The sequence below is a fragment of the Aeromicrobium sp. CF3.5 genome, assembly GCF_051262695.1.
GTDB lineage: Bacteria > Actinomycetota > Actinomycetes > Propionibacteriales > Nocardioidaceae > Aeromicrobium.
On the sequence record NZ_JBIMEZ010000004.1, the window covers coordinates 265,992 to 285,011 of the forward strand.

The window sequence follows — 19,020 nt, forward strand, 5'->3', positions numbered from 1 at the left end:
AACTGACCCCGGTACGATCTGCTCCACAGCGTTCGAGCCGTCATCAGCGGCGAGCAGCCGGAAGAACGGGACCGCACCACGGGTCCTCAGTAGAACCGGACGGATGGGTCCGTCATCGCCTTCACGAAGTGGTCGCCCGCACGTCGGGCGGCAATCGAGGTGGTACCGCGGCTCCCGGCGATCGGGTGTCGTCCTCGTCCCAGAGACGAGACGACGGAGCCAGCGATGACCTCATACCCCCGCACCGACCCTTCGGGTAGCGGCGTTCCCTCGAGCCCTCGCTTCCCCGAGATCGAGGAGCGCGTCCTCGACTTCTGGGCCACCGATGACACCTTCCGCGCCAGCATCGATCAGCGCGACGGGGGACCCAACGGCGAGAACGAGTTCGTCTTCTACGACGGTCCCCCGTTCGCCAACGGCCTGCCGCACTACGGTCACCTGCTGACCGGATACGTCAAGGACGTCGTGCCGCGCTTCCAGACCATGCGCGGCCGCCGCGTCGAGCGCCGCTTCGGCTGGGACACCCACGGCCTGCCCGCCGAGCTGGAGGCCATGCGCCTCAACGGCATCAAGACGACCGACGAGATCGTCGAGATGGGTATCGACAAGTTCAACGAGGCCTGCCGCGAGTCGGTCATGAAGTACACCGGCGAGTGGCGCGACTACGTCACCCGCCAGGCACGCTGGGTCGACTTCGATAACGACTACCGCACCATGAACCCCGACTACATGGAGTCGGTGATGTGGGCGTTCAAGCAGCTGCACGACAAGGGCCTCATCTACGAGGGCTTCCGCGTGCTGCCGTACTGCTGGAACGACGAGACGCCGTTGTCGAACCACGAGCTGCGCATGGACGACGACGTCTACCAGAACCGACAGGACCCGGCGGTCACGGTCGGCTTCGAGATCAACACGCCCGGCGAGCTCTCCGGTGCCAAGCTGATGATCTGGACCACGACCCCGTGGACCCTGCCGAGCAACCTCGCGGTCATGGTCGGCACCGACATCGACTACGTGATGGTCGGTCCGGACCGGCTGATCTTCGCCGAGGCACGCCTGTCGGCGTACGCCCGCGAGCTGGGCGACGATCCCGAGCTCGTCTGGAGCGGCACGGGCGCCGACCTGCTGGGGCTGACGTACACCCCGGCCTTCACCTATTTCGAGGGTCACGAGAATGCGTTCCGCGTCGTGGCCGCTGACGACGCCGTCACCACCACCGACGGCACCGGCCTGGTGCACAGCGCCGGCGCCTTCGGTGAGGTCGACAAGGAGGTCACCGACCGCGAGGGCATCGAGGCCGTCATGCCTGTGGGCAAGGACGGCCGGTTCACCGCGCCGGTCACCCACTACGAGGGCATGCAGGTCTTCGACGCCAATGCGCAGATCATCGACGACCTCAAGGCATCCCCCGAGGACCGGGCGAGCAGCGCCGTCACCGCGGGCACCGTGCTGCTGCGCCGCGAGACCTACGACCACTCCTATCCGCACTGCTGGCGCTGCCGCGAGCCGCTGATCTACAAGGGCGTCTCGTCGTGGTTCGTCGAGGTCACCGCGATCAAGGCGCGCATGCTCGAGCTGAACCAGACGATCGAGTGGGTGCCCGGACACATCAAGGACGGCCAGTTCGGCAAGTGGCTGGAGAACGCCCGCGACTGGTCGATCACCCGCAACCGGTTCTGGGGCTCGCCCGTGCCGGTGTGGAAGAGCGACGACCCGGCCTACCCGCGCATCGACGTGTACGGCTCGTTCGAACAGATCGAGGCCGACTTCGGTCGCCTGCCCACCAACGACGGCGAGCCCGACTTGCACCGTCCGTACGTCGACGAGCTGGTCCGCCCCAATCCGGACGACCCCACCGGACAGTCCATGATGCGCCGCGTCAGCGACGTGCTCGACGTGTGGTTCGACTCCGGCTCCATGCCATACGCCCAGGTGCACTACCCGTTCGAGAACCGCGAGTGGTTCGAGGGCCAGAACGGGCAGGCGCACTTCCCCGGCGACTTCATCGTGGAGTACATCGGCCAGACCCGTGGCTGGTTCTACACGCTGCACATCCTGTCGACCGCCTTGTTCGACAAGCCTGCGTTCGAGGCGTGCATCAGCCACGGCATCGTGCTGGGCTCGGACGGCAACAAGATGAGCAAGTCGCTGCGCAACTACCCCGACGTCTCGGAGGTCTTCGACCGCGACGGCGCCGACGCGATGCGCTGGTTCCTGATGGCCTCGCCGATCCTGCGCGGCGGCAACCTCGTCGTGACCGAGCAGGGCATCCGCGACAGCGTCCGCCAGGTGATGATCCCGCTGTGGAACAGCTGGTACTTCTTCAGCCTCTACGCGAATCTCGCCGGCAGTGCTGGATCAGGGCGGGATTTCGAGGCGCGAACGATCACCGACCCGAGCGACCCGGTGGATCGCTACATCCTGGGCAAGCTAGGTCGCTTCGTCGACGACATGACTACCCAGATGGACACCTACGCCGTCGCCGACGCGTGCGAGACGACGCGCGAGTTCCTCGACGTGCTGACCAACTGGTACATCCGTCGTTCGCGCGACCGGTTCTGGCTGGCCGACGGAAACCCGGCGGACGAGCACACGCGTCAGCCGTTCGACACCCTGTTCACGGTGCTCGAGACGGTGTGCCGGCTCACCGCTCCCCTGCTGCCGCTGACCACCGAGGAGATCTGGCGCGGACTGACCGGGGGGCGGTCGGTGCACCTGACCGACTGGCCGACCGCCGAGAGCCTGCCTCACGACGACGCGCTGGTCGTCGGCATGGACCAGGTCCGCGAGATCTGCTCGACCGGATCGTCGATCCGCAAGGCCTCGGGTCTGAGGACGCGCCTGCCGCTGGCGTCGTTGCTGGTCGCCGTGGCGGAGCCGGATCTGTTGTCACCGTTCGCCGGCATCGTCGCCGGCGAGCTCAACGTCAAGGCCGTGCGATTCGTGGACGTCACGTCCGAGGAGGCGCGGGCCTACGGCCTGAGCAGCAGGCTGACAGTCAACGCGCGGGCTGCCGGTCCTCGCCTGGGCAAGGACGTGCAGACCGCGATCAAGGGCTCCAAGTCCGGCGACTGGTCGGTGCACACCGATGATGCGGGCGACGTCACCGTCACCTCCGGCGGGCTCACGCTGGTCGAGGGCGAGTACACCCTGGAGCAGGTGGCCGAGTCCGCCGACGGGGCCGAGGTGGCACTGATGCCTGCGGGCGGCTTCGTGGCGCTCTCGACCGAGGTCACGGCCGAGCTCGCCGCCGAGGGGCTGGCCCGCGACCTGGTGCGCGGCGTGCAGCAGGCCCGCCGCGAATCGGGCCTGGACGTCTCGGACCGCATCACGCTGGTGATCGGCGGCAGCGACGCCGTCGTGGCCGCGGCGACGACGCACGCCGACCTGATCGCCGGCGAGACGCTCGCGACCCTGACGGTCGACGCCTCCGTGGGCGGCCAGCCGGTCGAGGTGGCCGACGGCGAACGGGCCGTGGTGTCACTGGCCAAGGCCTGATCCGCGCCCTAACGTCGGGTCCATGACCGTGCGACTCGCAGCCGTGACCTTCGATGTGCCCGACGCCCGAGTGGCAGCGAACTTCTGGGCCCAGCTGCTCGGGCGGGAGGCTCGTGAGCACGACGGCGGGCTCCTCCTGCCCGGCGACACCACCCAGGTCGGCCTCCGGTTCGTGACCGACCCGTCGACGGTGATCGCAGGAAACCGCGACGTCCACCTGCACGTCACGAGCGCTGCCGCACCGTCGCAGCAGCACGTGGTCGACCGGGCGGTCGCGTGCGGCGCCTCACCGGTCGATGTCGGGCAGCTGGACGACGAGGGACACGTGGTGCTGGCTGCTCCCGACGGGCACCCCTTCTGCGTGATCGAGCCGGGGAACTCCTACCTCGCCGGAACCGGTCTGCTCGGCGAGGTCGCGTGCGACGGCAGCCGTGCGGTGGGCACGTTCTGGAGCGCGGCACTCGGTTGGCCGCTGGTGTGGGACCAGGACGGCGAGACTGCGATCCAGTCACCGGAGGGTGGCACCAAGGTGGCGTGGGGAGGAAGGCCGGTCACGCCCCTCATCGGCCCCCTGCGCCAGCGATTCGACCTCGCCGTGCCCGCCGACGACCTGGCTCCCGAGATCGATCGCCTCGTCGCGCTGGGCGCCACGCATCGCGCCTCCGGGATCTCCGAGGTCGTGCTGGCCGATCCGGAGGGCAACCAGTTCGGACTTGCACAACGATGAAACGAAGTCGTACTCTCTGATGGAACGAAACAGTTTCGTTCCATGCGCCGTCAGGAGTACCCATGACCCCGGCAGAATCAGCAGCCGCCGCCCGACCTCGGGTGGAGGGCGAGCGTGAGCGGGAGATCCTCGAAGCCGCCCTCGACGTGCTCGCCGAGGTCGGCTACGACCGGCTGACGATGGACGCGGTGGCCTCGGCCGCCAAGGCGTCGAAGGCCACGCTGTACCGCCGGTGGGAGACCAAGGCCAGTCTCGTCCTCGAGGCCGTCCTCGCCCAGAAGGGACCGATCGGCGACCTGCCCGACACCGGCACCCTGCGCGGGGACCTCATCGCCTCGCACTGCGGCCACGGCGGACTCACCGACGAGCGACAGATGGCCGTGTTCAGCAGCATGCTCACTGCCCTGACGCGTGACGCCGAGTTCGCCGAGGGCTTCCGCACCCAGTTCCTCGGTCCCAAGACCGAGCTGACCCGGCAGCTGTTCACCCGGGCCCGCGACCGCGGCGAGCTGCGCGATGACGTCGACATCGACGTCATCGGCCCTGCGCTCGCCGGCATCATCTTGCATCGCCAGTTCGTCATGGGCGAACAGCCCAGCCCCGAGACCATCACCACCGCGGTCGACCAGATCATCCTGCCCGCCGTCCTTCGATCCTCCCCCTCTCAGAAAGACCTCTCATGACCGACATCACGACCAACGACACGATGGACGGAGACGGCGAGAAGATCGTCGACCCCGCCGCGGTGCCGCCCGAGACCTCCCGCCGCCTCGGCTGGGCCCTGGTCATCATCTGCATGGCGCAGCTGATGGTCGTGCTCGACAGCACCATCGCCAACATCGCCCTGCCCTACATCGCCAGCGACCTGGACATCGGTCCGGCCAACCTGCAGTGGATCGTCACCGGCTACGCCCTGGCCTTCGGTGGCCTGCTGCTGCTCGGCGGCCGCCTGGCCGACCTGTTCGGTCGCCGTCGCATCTTCATGATCGGACTGCTCGTCTTCTCCGCCGCGTCCGCACTCGGTGGCATCGCGCAGAACGAAGCGATGCTGCTCGGATCGCGCGGACTGCAGGGCGTGGGTGCGGCCATGGCCGCCCCCGCAGCACTGGCCCTGATCACCACGACCTTCCCGGCCGGCCCACTGCGCAACCGTGCCTTCAGCATCTACGCCGCCCTGTCGGGAGTCGGAGCTGCCATCGGCCTGATCCTCGGCGGCTGGCTGACCGGGCTGGAGATCTCCGGGCTCGAGGGCTGGCGCCTGACGTTCCTCATCAACGTCCCGATCGGTCTGGTCGCTGCCTGGGTCGCGCCGCGCTTCCTGCCCGAGAGCACGCCGCGACGCATGTCGCTGGACATTCCCGGCGCCGTCACCGGCACCGTGGGCATCAGCGCCCTGGTCTACGGACTCTCGCGAGCCGGCGACGAGCGCTACGGCTGGAACGACACGTTCACGATCTCGGCCCTGGTCCTGGCAGCCGTGCTGCTCGTCGGGTTCGTCGTGCTCGAGTCGAGGATCAAGAACCCGCTGCTGCCGCTTTTCATCTTCGCCAACCGCGCCCGCGCCACCGCCTTCCTGGCCATGATGATCACACCGGCGGCCATGTTCGCGATGTTCTTCTTCCTGTCGCTGCTGGTGCAGAACGTGCTGGGCTACAGCCCCCTGCACACGGGCTTCGCATTCCTGCCCTTCACGGTCGGCATCATCGCCGGTGCCACGTTGTCCTCGAAGCTGATCGCTCACATGGATCCGCGGTTCATCGCCGGAACCGGCACGATCCTGTCGGGCTTCGCCCTGCTGGGATTCTCCCGGATCTCGGTCGATGACAGCCCGGCCAACCTGATGCAGGTGGCGATGGGGAACGGGACGCTGAGCGACAGCGTCAACTACTGGACGCAGATCGCCCCGTTCATCGTGCTGATGGCCTTCGGCATGGGCCTGGTGTTCGTGACGATGACCCTGGTCGCCGTGCACGGCATCCCCGCCGAGGACTCGGGCATCGGCTCGGGCGTGCTCAACACGATGCAGCAGGTCGGTGGCGCCATCGGACTCGCTGGCCTGTCCACCGTCGCGCTGCACTTCAGCAGCAACCGGGGTGAAGAGGTCGGCGCCGCAGTCCAGGCGGCAACTCCCGCCGGCGGAGTGCCGTCGGCCGACTTCGGCGAACGGCTCGAGGCCCTGATCGGCCAGGCGGCCTTCGCCGAGGGCGCGACGTCAGCCTTCCTCGTCGGCGCCTTCATGGTCTGGACCGCCTCGGCGATCATCTGGATCATGCTGAACGTCAAGCACGAGGAGCTCGCCACCGACGGCGCCCCCGTCTGACCCAAATTTTGTGACGTAGATCGTCAGTGGCTTCGCACCCACTGCCGAACTACGTCACAAAATTTGGACCCTAGACGAACGCGCCCTCGCCGGTGATGGCGCGGCCCACGATCAGCGTGTTGATCTCGCGCGTGCCCTCGTAGGAGTAGATGGCCTCCGCATCGGCCACGAACCGGCCGACGTGGTGCTCCAGCAGGATCCCGTTGCCGCCGAGCACCTCGCGGGCCCAGCCGACGGTCTCGCGCATCGTGACCGTGCTGTGCACCTTGCACAGTGATGCGTGCTCGTCCTTGAGCACCCCGGCGTCCTGCAGCTGTGAGGCCCGCACGTTCATCGCGATGGACGACGTGACGTTGCTGAGCATCCTGACCAGCAAGTCCTGCACCAGCTGGAACGAGCCGATCGACTTGCCGAACTGCTGGCGGTTCGTCGTGTACTGCAGGGCATGCTCGAAGGCGCCGCGTGCGCAGCCGGTGGCCTGCCAGGCCACGTCCATGCGGGTCACCCGCAGGACCCGGGCGGTGTCGGCGAACGAGTTGGCGTCCTGCAGCCGATTGGCCTCGGGCACCCGCACGCCGGACAGGTGGATCTCGGCGTTCTGCACGACGCGCAGCGCGATCTTGTCCTCCTGCTTGGTGAAGGTCATGCCCTCGGTGCCCTTCTCGACCACGAAGCCCTTCACCTGCTCGTCGGCCTCGTCGCGGGCCCAGATGATCACCAGGTCGGCGAACGCGGCATTGCCGATCCATTTCTTCTCACCATCGAGGATCCAGTCGTCACCGTCGCGGCGAGCCGTGGTCGCCAGTCCCCCGGCGATGGCCGAACCGACCTCGGGCTCGGTCAGGCCGAAGGCGCCGATCAGCTCCATGCGCGCCATGGCCGGCAGCCAGCGCTCCTTCTGCTCGGCCGATCCGCACAGGTCGATCGATCCCATCGCCAGACCTCCGTGCACGCCCATGAAGGTGCCGATCGACGGGTCGATGCGCCCCATCTCCATCGCGACCATGCCGTTGACCAGACCGCCGCGGTTGGGGCAGCCCGGACCGTCGTAGGACAGGCCCGCGATGCCGAGCTCGGCCATCGGCTTGATGATCTCGTGCGGGAACTCCGCGCGCGTCCAGTAGTCGTTGATGATCGGCTCGATCTGGCGGGTCATGAACGATCGCACGCCGCTGAGCAGCTCGCGGTCCTGCTCGGGCAGCATCAGCTCAAAACCGAGGAAGTCGGAAAAGGGAGTGTCGGTCAGGTCCATGCGACCAACCTAGACGGCGATGGGCCGTCCGGCCCGCTGCCGCTGACCGGGTCCGAATTTGGCACGATCAGACCATGGCGACCATCCGACCTCTCGAAGTCCGCGACGACGAACCCATCCGACGACTGTTCGTCGAGGGGTTCGGCGACTGGGACGACCCTCACCCGCGCATCCCCTTCTCCGAGCGCAAGGGCCGCAGCACGTACGTGACCGAGGTCGACGGGCAGCTGCGGGCCGCCGTCAGCGAGCGGCACTACGACAGCTGGTTCGGCGGAGCCCAGATCCCCACGGCGGGCGTGAGCAGCGTGACGGTGCAGGCAGAATCGCGGGGCCACGGCCTGCTGAGCCCCTTGTTCGAGGCGATGTCGAACGGCGCCCGTGAGCGCGGCGCCCTGCTCAGCACGCTGTACCCCACCTCGCCGGGCATCTACCGACGCTTCGGCTACGCCCCGATCGTGGACCTGATGGAGCTGCGGGTGCCGACCCTGGCCCTGGCCGTTCCCGGCGACACCGTGCCGACGCGGCGCGCCACCGCCGCCGACCTGCCCGGGATCCGCGAGGTCTACCGTCGCTGGGCCGCCGACCACAACGGACCCCTGACCCGCCTGGGTGAGTCGTTCCCCGACCCCGACCAGACGGTCATCTCATCGGTCACCGGCTTCACGGTGGCCGAGTCCAGTCCCGGGGCCATCTCGGGCTACGTGGCCTGGGACCGCGGCAGGGGTTACGGCGCCGAGGCGAGCATCAAGGTGTGGGACCTGCACGCAGACGACCCTGCCAGCCTCGTGTCCCTGATGAGGTCGATCAGCTCGTTCAGCTCGGTGGCCGACACGACGGTGATCCGCACGTCGGGTGACCCGGAGTGGAGACAGCTGCTGCGGCAGGGATCGATCCAGCAGGTGCATCGCAGTTCCTATGCGATGGCCGTGCTGGACGTCGGGGTGCTCGAACGGATGCACTACCCCGACGGCCTCGAGGTCGGGATGCCGTTCTCGTGGAAGGGGACGGGCCACGTGCTGGAGGTGTCCGCGGGGCGGGCCCAGGTGCAGTCCGCCGACGTCGGCGCCGCACGGTCGCTGGACGCAGCAGGGTTGGCCCTGACCATCTCCGGAGCCCAACGGTCCGCAGCGCTGCGACGTCTGGGCCACCTGACGGGCGATACCGGCGACGATGAGTTCTGGGACTTCCTGTTCGGCAGCCGCCAACCGCACATCCGCGACTACTTCTGATCGTCAGGTCAGAAGAACGACCGCACGACCAGCACCACGGCCGAGGCGCCGCTGATCAGCAGCAGCGCGGGGCGCATCACGCTGAGTGGCAGCCGCGACCGCAACCGGGTGCCCGCGAGCACCCCGATCGCCAGCACCGGGACCAGGACCGCGGCGGCCTCGACCTCGTCGCGGGTCAGCTCACCGGCGATGCCCAGGCCGATCAGGCTCAGGATCGCTCCCACCGTGAAGAACACTGCGATCGTGGAACGGATCTGGTGCGGTGGCCGGTGCTGGTAGAGCAGGGCGAACGGTGGTCCACCGATCGACGTGGCGGTTCCCGTCACACCACTGACGAACCCCGCCACACCCAGGGTTCCCCGGTTGATCGGGACGACCACCGCGCGTGCGGTCAGCAGGACGCCGAGAAGCACGACGACCCCCACGATGCGTTCGAGATTGCTGGTCGTGACCTGGGTGATGATCCAGACTCCGGCGACCGTGCCGACGACGCGCCATGGCATGGCCCAGCCGAGACCGAACCAGTCGATGTCGCGGTGCTCTCGGACCAGGGTGAAGAACGGCAGGGTCGCGGCCAGCATGATGAGCGCACCAGGCATCAGCGACGGGGTCGCGATGGTCATGAACGGGGCTGACACCAGGCCGAGACCGAGGCCGACCGAGGTCTGGGTCATCGCGCCGATCAGCACGGCCATCGCGACGACGAGAAGCGCCCCGACCCCCACACCTGCCACCGCCCCACCCTAGCCGCGCGCCGATTGGCCCAACCGCCCAGTGGGTACTCCTGCGCCATGACCAAGATCAGCAGGACCTTCACCGTCAAGCCCGCGCCGGCCACCGTCATCGAGTACCTCAAGGATTTCTCCCACGCGACCGAGTGGGATCCGGGCACCGAGGCGTGCGATCGCAATGGATCCGGCCCCGTGCAGGTGGGCAGCACCTGGCACAACACGTCGAAGATCGCGGGCGTCTCGACCGAGCTGACGTACGAGCTCACCGAGCTGACCGACTCGCGCGTGCAGTTCATGGGCTCGAACGAGACCGCCAGGACGACCGACACGATCGACATCGTGCCCAGCGGCTCGGGCAGCGAGATCACCTACGAGGCGAACATCGAGATGTCGGGCGCCGCCAGGCTGGCGACCCCGTTCGTCAAGCTCGTCTTCGAGAAGATCGGCTCCGACACCGAAGAGGACATGGTCACCGTCCTCAACCGTCTGTGAGCACCGTCGACTGGGCCAACCTGCGCACGATCGCGGGCCGGTCCGCCGTGGCGGTCACGGCACTGCAGGCCGTGACCGCGACGTTGGGCATGCGCGACGGCCGCCGCGACTACGCGGACGCCGCGTGGGGTCCTGGCCTGGCAGGGATCGCGCTGATCAGCGCCGCCACGGGTACCGGTGACGCATCGCGTCGCTGGGGCACGGCCGCGCTGACCGGCGCGTGGGCGATCCGCCTCGAGCGCCTGATGACGGGCCGGCTCCGCGGCTCGGACGAGGAAGACCCCCGCTATGCGGACTTCATCGAGGGCGACTCGGCCCCCAAGGTCGTCACCAAGGTGTTCGTCACCCAGGGTCTGGCGCAGCTGCTCGTCTCCGCTCCCGTGCAACTGGCCGCCGCCAGCACGCTGCCGCGCTCTGCGCGCCGCTGGCTCGTTCCGCTCGGTCTCAGCGTGGCTGCGACCGGCGCCGTGGTCGAGGCACTCGCCGACCGTCAGAAGGCCGCATACATGGCGCGCGACCGCGACGAGCGGCCCGACGTGCTCGACACGGGTCTGTGGGGCGTGACCCGTCACCCCAACTACTTCGGCGACTCCCTGATGTGGGACGGGGTTTGGGTGGCCTCGGCGGCCTCCCCCGGCGCCTTGTTCACCCTGCCTGCGCCCGCCGCGATGAGCTACTTCCTGATGTACGCCACCGGAGCCAAGCGCACCGAGGACCACATGGCGGAGCGTCCGGGCTACCGCGACTACCAGAAGCGGGTCGCGTTCTTCTTCCCGTGGATCAAGACGGGCTGAGGTGCTCAGGCGCTGATCGTCAGCCGTCGGATCAGGCCGTGCTCATCGAGGCTGAACACGTGCTCCAGGTCGACCTGACCGCCCGGAAAGTTGCCGGTGAGACGATTCGTGACTGTCGTGGTGTGCTCCGTGGTCTGCACGGACAACCGGCTCGAGACGTACTCGAACGCGGTGGCCGCGCCGGTGAGCCAGGCCAGGATCTCGGCCCGGCCGCGATACGTGGTGCCATCGTCGGTGACCAGGGCATCGTCGGTGAACGAGTCGACCGCCTTCTCGGGGGCATCGCTGTCGATGACGGCGAAGTAGGACTCGACGGTGGCGGGCACGTGCGTGGTCATGGTTCTCCTGAGGTGGTGATGCGTGGATCGTCGCTGCGGTCCCACGCTGGCCCCTGCTCCAAGGGGAAGGTCAAGAATGGGGTGGTGACCTCGATGATGAACATCGGCGACTTCAGCCGTGCGACGCGCCTGAGCGCCAAGGCGTTGCGCCACTACCACCGGCTCGGGCTGCTGGAACCGGCGTTCGTCGACGACGTCACCGGGTACCGGTCGTATGCCGCCGAGCAGGTCACCCAGGCGCACCTGATCCGACACTTCCGATCCTTGGAGATGCCCCTCGACATCATCGGCCGGATCCTCGCCGCGGACTCCCCCGACCACAGATCGCAGCTCATCGCGCAGCATCTGCAGGTCATGGAGGAACGCCTCACCGAGACCCGCGACGCCGTGACGGCGCTGCGGAGCCTGCTGGATGCCGAGCACGTGACGGCGGTGATCGAGCGTCGACAGGTCGGTGAGACACCCGCACTGGTCCTCCGAGACCACATCAATCTCTCGAATCTGGGGGTCTGGTTTACCGATGCACGGGCAGAACTCGATCGCGCCCTGACGTCGACCAGGGCAGCCCCGTCGGGGCCGATGGGCGGCCTGTGGTCGACGGACCTGATCCTCGACGAGGCCGGCGAGGTGGCTCTGTTCCACCCGGTCAGCGTCGACCCGCAACGAGATGATGCCGGACGGGTGCGCTTCGAGCTTCTCCCAGCCGTGCTGCTCGCAGTCGCCACGCACTCCGGCCCCGACGCGACGGTTGGGCAGGTCTACGCCGACCTCGGTCAGCACGTCGCTCGACACGAGACGGGCGCTGACGGTCCCGTGCGGGAGATCTACCTCGCCGGAGTCCCCGGCGGCGAGGGCGTCACGGAGATCGGCTGGCCGATCCAGGACTGAAAAGGGTGATTTCGTCGGTGGTCGGGACCAGACTGCGAGCATGAGCCTCGAACTCCAGATCACCTTCGACTGTGCCGATCCCGATGCGCTCGCCCACTTCTGGGCGGATGCGCTGGGGTACGTGCTGCAACCGCCGCCCGACGGTTTCGACTCCTGGGACGCTGCCCTGCAGGCTTGGGGCGTCCCCGAGGAGCAATGGAACAGCCGCTCGGCCCTGCTGCCGGCCGACAGCTCGGGACCCCGACTGTTCTTCCAGCGCGTGCCCGAGGGCAAGGCCAGCAAGAACCGCCTGCACCTCGACGTGCGCGCCGCGCCCGGTCTGACTGGCGACGAACGCATGGCGGCACTGGGCACGGAGGCCGAGCGGCTCGTGGCGCTGGGCGCCGAGGTGGCCTACCGCGTCGAGCCCGACGGCGGCATGGAGGCTGGGTTCATCACGATGCACGACCCCGAGGGCAATGAGTTCTGTCTCGACTGACGGCTCCTCCCGCCAAGTCCGCCAGGTCTCGTCGTCACGCGCAGACGGCTATGAGGTCACAGCCGTCTGCGCCTGCTCTGATGAATCGCGTTGACTCCTTCGTCACGGCGACGAAGTGTCCGACGCCAACAAGCGTCTCTTCGCCATCGATGACGACCCAGCCGCCACCGCGAACGATCGCGTAGACGTCTTCCACCCCGTCATCGAAGTGGTCATGGGGCTCGGTGGTCCCGCCCGGAGGCAGCTCCACCTTGTAGATCTCGAAGTTTCGGATGCTCAAGAGCTCGCTGATGCGCTTGTCGAACGGACTGGCGGCCGGGTGAGGTCCGCGACCGGTCGGTACGTCCGCGTCATGAATCACGATATGCGACATCGACTCAGGCTACGGGGATGATCGGGCCACGTGCGCGGCTCGTGGAGCGCACACGCTGGTCAGGCCAGCAGCTCGTCGGTGGCTGCGTCAGCCTCGCCACCGAAGAACCTGTCCAGCACCTCGACGAACACGGGATCCTCAGGAGCAGCCCGGGCGAACAGCGTCATGGAGGACCGTAGCTTGATCGCGTCCACCGAGCCGAACACCTGCTCGGCCGTCGAACCTTCGAGGGCGAGGACGGCTGCGCAGCACTGACGAAGTCGAGGTCCGAGCACCGGATGGGCCAGGTACTCGCGGGCCTCCTCGAGACCGGAGAGGGCGTACGTCCGGGCGATCGCGCTGTGGCCGAGACCTTTGATCTGCGGGAAGATGAACCACATCCAGTGACTCGACTTTTGCCCCACCTGGATCTCGGCGAGGGCCTGCGCGAAGATCCCTCCGTCGTCCTGCGCCAGCACGAAGCGTTCCAGATCCGGCGCAGTCACGACGATTTCTCCGGCGCCGAGTCGCCGAGCGCCTCAGTCAGGCTCGCTCTCCGGCTCAACAGCTCCGTCCCGCGTTCGTAGTCCTCATCGCGCTCGTGGGTGAGCACGCCGACGACCTCACCACCTGCGTCGGCGTACCAGACGGTGAAGGCCTCGTCCGGGTGCTCGACGACCCGAAATTGCTCGAAGCCGTCGCCCCACGCGGAGTACTTCAGCGTGTGTCCGCCGATCTCGCTCCAGAAACCAGGCGGGTCCGTCCACTCAGCCGAGGATCCGGAGCCGTCCGGGCCCTGGGCTGCCGCGTTGCTACCGGCCAGCTGGCCCATCGTGATCGCATCGCCCCAGTGCTCCACGCTCAGCGATCGACCGAGCACCGCATGGCGTGCCCGGGCCACGTCTCCGGCGGCCCACACGTGCGGGTCGCTGGTCCGCAGCTGCGCATCGACGGCAAGGTGATCATCCTCGACCAGGAGTCCGGACTCTGCGAGGAACCCTTGGGACTGCGTCACTCCTACGGCAGCCAGGACCAGGTCGGCCTCGATCACCGATCCGTCCTCCAGATGTACCGAGGCCGGCTGCTCGACCTTGTCGACCTTGACGCCAGGCCGCAGCTCGACGCCCGCCGACTCCAACCACTCCGTGATCCGGGACCCCACCCAGTCCCCCAGCCGCGCCGCCTGAGGCACCGGTTCTGGCGTGACGAGGATCGGGCGAAGGCCGCGGCTCGCCAGCGAGGCAGCCGCCTCGCAGCCGATGAAGCCCGACCCCACCACGACCACGGACCGTGCACCCTCCACCGCGTCGACCAGACTTCGGGCGTGCTCGAGGCTGCGCAGGGTGAACACCCGCGAATCGGGATCGGCGCCCGGCAATGCGCTTGGCCGCGATCCCGTCGCCACGATCAGCCGGTCGTAGCTCAGCTCGTCACCCTGAGAAGTCCGGACCTGACGTCGGTCAGTGTCCAGTGCCTCGACGTAGGTGCCCAGCCGGCGGTCGATGCGCGACCAGACCGAGTCATCGTCGAGAATCGGCGAACCCTCGGCAGGCTCCTCACCGGCCAGCACGGTCTTGGACAGCGGCGGGCGCTCGTAGGGCGCGTCCGCATCGTCCGAGACGAGGCAGACCCGGCCCGGCCCACCTGCTTCGACGTACGACGCGGCTGCGTGCACACCCGCCGGCCCGCTGCCGATGACGAGAAGGCCGAACGGCTTATTTGCGATTGATTCCATACTCGTTCCGTACCCACATTCACTGACTCGCCACAGGCGAAGCGATCAGATCGCACACGCAACGTTGCCACCCTGACGCGGAGCACGGACGCGCCCAAGCGCTCGTCGGACCCTCGGTAGGGGTTTTCCGTGGCGGACTCGATCAAGCGCCTCCTGATAGCAGGGCTCGCGCTTCTGGCCCTATCGGCTGCTCTCCGAGGTTTCTCCGGATGGCTCCTCGCCCGCGCCACTGACGCCCCGCCCGGGAGATGACACGCATCTACAGGTCACTCGGAGCGGGGTGTGAAGAGCATGACCCAGTGGTCGCTCTCGGGGTCGTGCAGCATCTCGGTGTCGAAGGCCAGCACACCTCTGGTCGGATGAGTGACCCGCTTCGTCGCGGACCTCCACGTCCCAACCTCTCCTCGCTCCCAGTGCCGGCTGAACTCAGGACTGCGCGTGGACAGATCGCGGAACACGGACCGAAGATGTTCGTCGTCTGGATAGATGCTGAGGGCCCTGCGAAGCTCGGCGGCGGCCACCCGGGCCAACTGCTCCGCTCCCTCCTCTCCGAGCACGTCGCGGAGTCCTGCCGACATGAACGCCTGATAGACGATGTTGTTGCCAAAGAGTCCGTCGCTGAAGATGGGCCCGAGCAGGTCCGCCGCGGCCGCGTTGAACGCCAGCATGTCGAGTCGGCCGTCGTGGACGGTGACGGGCATGGTGTCGTCCAGGCCGTCGAGCAGCTGGCGTATGCCGGGTCGGATCTTCGCGGCGGGGGCACGCGGTTGCGGGGGTAGCTCACCGGCGAGCCGGAACAGGTGCTCGTTCTCGACCGTGGAGAGCTCGAAGGCTCGTCCCAACGCACCGAGGATCTCCCGCGAGGGTCGGGGCGCGCGGCCCTGCTCGAGGCGGGTGTAGTACTCCACCGAGATCGCGGCGATGTCGGAGAGCTCTTGGCGGCGCAGACCCGGCACGCGCCGCGCCGAAACGCGCTCCCTGCCGGGCCGGTCAGGCGGAGTCATCAGGGCTCGCCGGTGGCGCAGGAACTCCCCGAGCTCGGGTCGACCCTTCGCCTCCACGGGTCTATGCTCCCACGGCTCGAGCGTCCCGAACGTTGGTTGCTTGGCCCTGTCGGTGCCAGCCTCAGCAGGGCCTTCCTACCTCTGGTGCCCACCCACAGGATCAAAGACATGGGGCAAAGCGCCCCGGAAGCCCCGACGGGGTTTCTGGCGCCGCCCATGCGACGACCGACCCTTCCCACGACACAGAGGCATGAGATGACCACTGCAATCCGAACCATCGTCATGACCGGCGCCACCCGCGGCATCGGTCTCGAAGCGGCACGAGAGATCTTGCGCCGCCAACGCGACACCCATCTCGTCGTCCTTGGACGAGGGTCGTCCGCTGCTGAGGTCCTGCCGGGTCTGCTGGACATCTCGCCGCACGTCTCGACGGTCGACGTCGATCTATCGAGCAGGGCGAGCGTCGCCGCTGCAGGGGCAGCGCTGGAGGATCTTCTCGACTCGGGTGACCTGCCCGCACTGAACGGGCTCGTCTTCAACGCGGGCGTTCACCTCTCCAACGCGATGCAGAGCACCGTCGACGGATACGAGAGGACCTTCGCCGTGAACGTCATGTCCACCCACCAGCTCCTACGGCAGCTGCACCCCCACATCCAGGCACCGGCGCGCATCATCGTCACGGTCAGCGACGCCCACTTCGGCGACCTCCGGCACACCGCAGGGACCATGCCCGCACCCCGATGGGCCATCCCCGAGATCTCCCGACCCGGAGCGTTCGACCGCTCCGAGACCGTCCGAGCCGGCCGACGCGCGTACGTGACGAGCAAGCTCGGCGGCATCCACCTGGTCCACGAGTGGGCCCGCCAACTGCCCGCCGGGATCGATATCGTCTCCTACAACCCCAGCCTCGTGGTGGGGACCGGGCTCGCGCGCGAGACCGGCGGAGCCTTCCCCTTCCTGATGTCCAAGATCATCCCCATGCTCACCGTCACGCCGCTTGTGGACACCCCGGTGCCCGCAGGCGCGAAGCTCGCCGACGCCATCCTCGGCGGCACTCCGGCCGAGACCGGCTCCTACCTCCACCGGAGGAAGACCATGGCGTCGTCGGCCGAGTCCTACGACACCGACCGCGAACGCGCCCTCTGGAGCTGGCTGGAGCAAGTCCCGCAGAGCACCAGCTGAACGATGTCGGTGGCGAGGCTGTGGCCAGGACGATCGCAGTGGAACAACGCGAGCGGTGCGGTTCACCGGCGAGGTCGGTTCAGAACGCGAATACGGACCAGCAGATGTCGTTGCGCCGGCGCTGATCTTCTAGGACGAGGTCTCGAATGTCGTCGGTGAGCTGATCACGTTGCCACTGACACTCAAGGCGTCCTGCTTCATCGTTATCGCGAGCTGGGACTGACGCGCGGACGGATTTGATTGCATATGCGGCTGCACCCAGATCGTGCTCGGCAACGTGCGCGACGACCGCTGCCTGGCCCGCCGCGTAGGCGGCAAAGCGGGCAGCTCCGCGCATATCGCGAGCAGCGCCCATTGCATGTCCGCCCGCTTCGCGTGTCTCCATCATCGCGAACTCACCTCGCGTCCACGCACGAATGCGTTCGATGGCATGCCGTGGTCGCCAGTCGTTGGGGTTCTCCGCCTCGAAGAGCGGAAGAACGCGTTCGGCACAAGCGGCAGCCCACAACGCGAGAGCCCTGTGAGTCTTGTCGGTCATCGTGCCGCCGCGCCTAACGGTCACAAGGCGAGGATCGCGAACTTTCGGCAGGATCATCGAGAGCCTTTCGAGTCTTGTGTCCTAGACATTCTGCCGTCCCGGCGGCGAAAGGCGTATTCCGGCCGGAACTGAAACATCCTGGACGTGGTGGAATGACACACCTTGGTCGCTGCGCAGCGCCGTGACAGTAATCGGCGCTCGTTGGGCCGGACACGTTTGACTCAAACGAGACCGGGAGACCTTCGAGAACTGAACACCTGCGCGGGACCCTCGCTCCGGACCATGATGGAGAGATGACCGAACCAATGGCGTCGATTGCAGGATCCCTGTCCGTTGCTGACGTGATGGGCAGGCTCTCTTTGCGTCGGAAGGTGTTCCATTCTGAGGCGGACCTGCAGTTCGAGTTCGGGCACACATTACAAGAGCTTGATCCGGCGATTGAGGTTCGTCTGGAACGGCCCGTGCGGCTAGACGGCACCTCTACATATCTCGACATGCTTTGCATCAAGGGCGACGCTAGAACCGCCATCGAGTTCAAGTACTTCACTCAACGATGGTCGAGTGACGGCCAAGTCGACGGCGACGAGTTTGTTCTTCGTAGCCACGCAGCGCGGGACCTCGCGCGGCGCAACGTCGTTCGGGACATCCGACGAGTCGAGGGGTTTACGCAGGCCTTGGACGGAAACGGCATTGCGATCTTGCTGACCAACGACAAGGCGCTCTGGGAAAAACCAGGCAGGGCGTTGACTACTCGCGATCGAAACTTCCACCTGCACGAGGGACGGTCGCTTGGCGGTCATCTTGTCTGGGGTCGCGAAGAGGAGAACAACGCGTCGAACCTCGATCTCACCGGCTCCTACAAGCTCCTGTGGCGCGTCTACGCGCAGATTGCTTCGCCGCACCTGGACCTGCGGTACTTGGCTGTTGAGACCCGCTGACAGCGATTGGACTCGGCGCCCATCAGTGTCATGGCAGCGCGCCGTATCGCGGTGGAGTGACGCAACGCCAGATCGTCGTGCTCTCAGGGCGGGCAGGGCCTTGGCTCAGTCAATGGGTGTATCGACCCAGCCGACGAACCGGCTGCCAATCCCCGGCATCTCCGTACGATGTGCGCCGTGGAGCGGGCTCGGTAGGTCGGAGGGCTGATGGGAGTCGCAACTGACGTACGTGAACGCCGGCCACCACTTCTTCGGCCGGGCCTTCTCGGCAAACCCGCAGACGTCGCACACCAGATCGACCCACACCGGCTTCTTGCCGGTCCGGTTGGCGCGCGACTGAACCAGCCACGGTGGCGGGCTGTCCTCGATCTCGGCCAACTCAGTGTGGGTGAGCGTCGCAGGAAGGCCGTGCCGGGTGGCCATCTCCAAGGGGATGTCCAAGCGTTGGGCAGCGGCGCGGCGGGTGATCATCGCCCCCAACGATAGTCAGTGTCGCTTGCAGAGCGGCTGTTGGACTTCGCACG

At 67.5% G+C, this 19,020-nt stretch carries 20 protein-coding genes; 11 read left to right on the plus strand and 9 right to left on the minus strand.

Annotation, left to right across the window (positions count from 1 at the left end; genetic code table 11):
* Positions 1-225: 225 nt before the first annotated feature.
* From ileS to ACHAA3_RS10215, 4 genes are all read left to right on the plus strand, one after another.
* On the plus strand, positions 226-3,498 hold the full coding sequence (gene ileS / locus ACHAA3_RS10200; RefSeq protein ID WP_435708891.1) for an isoleucine--tRNA ligase: 3,273 nt from the start codon (positions 226-228) through the stop codon (positions 3,496-3,498).
* Between the two features lie 22 nt (positions 3,499-3,520).
* Complete coding sequence (locus tag ACHAA3_RS10205; protein ID WP_435708892.1) at positions 3,521-4,225, plus strand: VOC family protein; 705 nt, start codon at positions 3,521-3,523, stop codon at positions 4,223-4,225.
* A gap of 62 nt (positions 4,226-4,287) precedes the next feature.
* Positions 4,288-4,908 carry a TetR/AcrR family transcriptional regulator gene (locus tag ACHAA3_RS10210; RefSeq protein WP_435708893.1) on the plus strand — a complete coding sequence of 207 codons (621 nt, stop codon included), beginning with the start codon at positions 4,288-4,290 and terminating at the stop codon, positions 4,906-4,908.
* Positions 4,905-6,545 carry an MFS transporter gene (locus ACHAA3_RS10215; RefSeq protein ID WP_435708894.1) on the plus strand — a complete coding sequence of 547 codons (1,641 nt, stop codon included), beginning with the start codon at positions 4,905-4,907 and terminating at the stop codon, positions 6,543-6,545. Before ACHAA3_RS10210 ends, ACHAA3_RS10215 begins: the two co-directional genes overlap by 4 nt.
* Positions 6,546-6,615: 70 nt before the next feature.
* Here the strand turns inward: ACHAA3_RS10215 and ACHAA3_RS10220 are convergent, their stop codons facing one another.
* The gene (locus ACHAA3_RS10220) at positions 6,616-7,797 is read right to left on the minus strand and encodes an acyl-CoA dehydrogenase family protein (RefSeq protein WP_435708895.1); all 1,182 of its coding nucleotides are present in this window, start codon (positions 7,795-7,797) and stop codon (positions 6,616-6,618) included.
* A 74-nt stretch (positions 7,798-7,871) separates the two neighbouring features.
* Here ACHAA3_RS10220 and ACHAA3_RS10225 point away from each other — a divergent pair, with 74 nt between their 5' ends.
* Complete coding sequence (locus tag ACHAA3_RS10225; RefSeq protein ID WP_435708896.1) at positions 7,872-9,026, plus strand: GNAT family N-acetyltransferase; 1,155 nt, start codon at positions 7,872-7,874, stop codon at positions 9,024-9,026.
* 8 nt (positions 9,027-9,034) lie between these two features.
* Here ACHAA3_RS10225 and ACHAA3_RS10230 read toward each other — a convergent pair whose 3' ends face one another.
* Positions 9,035-9,760: a TSUP family transporter gene (locus ACHAA3_RS10230; protein WP_435708897.1), complete on the minus strand. Its 726-nt coding sequence runs from the start codon at positions 9,758-9,760 to the stop codon at positions 9,035-9,037.
* Positions 9,761-9,817: 57 nt separating this feature from the next.
* Here ACHAA3_RS10230 and ACHAA3_RS10235 point away from each other — a divergent pair, with 57 nt between their 5' ends.
* Together ACHAA3_RS10235 and ACHAA3_RS10240 are read left to right on the plus strand one after the other, a co-directional pair.
* Positions 9,818-10,249 carry an SRPBCC family protein gene (locus tag ACHAA3_RS10235; protein ID WP_435708898.1) on the plus strand — a complete coding sequence of 144 codons (432 nt, stop codon included), beginning with the start codon at positions 9,818-9,820 and terminating at the stop codon, positions 10,247-10,249.
* Complete coding sequence (locus ACHAA3_RS10240; RefSeq protein WP_435708899.1) at positions 10,246-11,043, plus strand: DUF1295 domain-containing protein; 798 nt, start codon at positions 10,246-10,248, stop codon at positions 11,041-11,043. The genes ACHAA3_RS10235 and ACHAA3_RS10240 overlap by 4 nt, the downstream gene beginning before the upstream one ends.
* 5 nt (positions 11,044-11,048) lie before the next feature.
* Here ACHAA3_RS10240 and ACHAA3_RS10245 read toward each other — a convergent pair whose 3' ends face one another.
* Positions 11,049-11,381, minus strand: coding sequence for a nuclear transport factor 2 family protein (locus ACHAA3_RS10245; RefSeq protein WP_435708900.1), 333 nt, complete (start codon positions 11,379-11,381; stop codon positions 11,049-11,051).
* A gap of 93 nt (positions 11,382-11,474) precedes the next feature.
* On the opposite strand from ACHAA3_RS10245, the gene ACHAA3_RS10250 reads away from it, so the two are divergent.
* On the plus strand, positions 11,475-12,269 hold the full coding sequence (locus tag ACHAA3_RS10250) for a MerR family transcriptional regulator (RefSeq protein WP_435708921.1): 795 nt from the start codon (positions 11,475-11,477) through the stop codon (positions 12,267-12,269).
* Between the two features lie 40 nt (positions 12,270-12,309).
* The gene (locus tag ACHAA3_RS10255) at positions 12,310-12,747 is read left to right on the plus strand and encodes a VOC family protein (RefSeq protein WP_435708902.1); all 438 of its coding nucleotides are present in this window, start codon (positions 12,310-12,312) and stop codon (positions 12,745-12,747) included.
* 34 nt (positions 12,748-12,781) lie between these two features.
* On the opposite strand, the gene ACHAA3_RS10260 is transcribed toward ACHAA3_RS10255, so the two are convergent.
* The 4 genes from ACHAA3_RS10260 to ACHAA3_RS10275 all read right to left on the minus strand — a co-directional run bounded on the left by ACHAA3_RS10260 (position 12,782) and on the right by ACHAA3_RS10275 (position 15,895).
* Positions 12,782-13,120 (minus strand): hypothetical protein, encoded by a 339-nt coding sequence (locus ACHAA3_RS10260; RefSeq protein WP_435708903.1) that lies wholly within the window; start codon positions 13,118-13,120, stop codon positions 12,782-12,784.
* A gap of 59 nt (positions 13,121-13,179) precedes the next feature.
* Positions 13,180-13,605 carry a DUF1810 domain-containing protein gene (locus tag ACHAA3_RS10265; RefSeq protein WP_435708904.1) on the minus strand — a complete coding sequence of 142 codons (426 nt, stop codon included), beginning with the start codon at positions 13,603-13,605 and terminating at the stop codon, positions 13,180-13,182.
* On the minus strand, positions 13,602-14,834 hold the full coding sequence (locus tag ACHAA3_RS10270) for an NAD(P)/FAD-dependent oxidoreductase (protein WP_435708905.1): 1,233 nt from the start codon (positions 14,832-14,834) through the stop codon (positions 13,602-13,604). Before ACHAA3_RS10270 ends, ACHAA3_RS10265 begins: the two co-directional genes overlap by 4 nt.
* Positions 14,835-15,100: 266 nt before the next feature.
* Complete coding sequence (locus ACHAA3_RS10275; RefSeq protein WP_435708906.1) at positions 15,101-15,895, minus strand: helix-turn-helix domain-containing protein; 795 nt, start codon at positions 15,893-15,895, stop codon at positions 15,101-15,103.
* Between the two features lie 198 nt (positions 15,896-16,093).
* Here ACHAA3_RS10275 and ACHAA3_RS10280 point away from each other — a divergent pair, with 198 nt between their 5' ends.
* Complete coding sequence (locus ACHAA3_RS10280; RefSeq protein WP_435708907.1) at positions 16,094-17,020, plus strand: SDR family NAD(P)-dependent oxidoreductase; 927 nt, start codon at positions 16,094-16,096, stop codon at positions 17,018-17,020.
* 79 nt (positions 17,021-17,099) lie between these two features.
* Here the strand turns inward: ACHAA3_RS10280 and ACHAA3_RS10285 are convergent, their stop codons facing one another.
* Positions 17,100-17,615, minus strand: coding sequence for a putative immunity protein (locus ACHAA3_RS10285; protein WP_435708908.1), 516 nt, complete (start codon positions 17,613-17,615; stop codon positions 17,100-17,102).
* Between the two features lie 236 nt (positions 17,616-17,851).
* Between ACHAA3_RS10285 and ACHAA3_RS10290 the strand changes: the two genes are divergently transcribed.
* Positions 17,852-18,496 carry a hypothetical protein gene (locus ACHAA3_RS10290; RefSeq protein ID WP_435708909.1) on the plus strand — a complete coding sequence of 215 codons (645 nt, stop codon included), beginning with the start codon at positions 17,852-17,854 and terminating at the stop codon, positions 18,494-18,496.
* A 105-nt stretch (positions 18,497-18,601) separates the two neighbouring features.
* On the opposite strand, the gene ACHAA3_RS10295 is transcribed toward ACHAA3_RS10290, so the two are convergent.
* Entirely contained in the window at positions 18,602-18,967 is a 366-nt protein-coding gene (locus ACHAA3_RS10295) for a hypothetical protein (protein WP_435708910.1), read from the minus strand.
* Between the last annotated feature and the right edge of the window lie 53 nt (positions 18,968-19,020).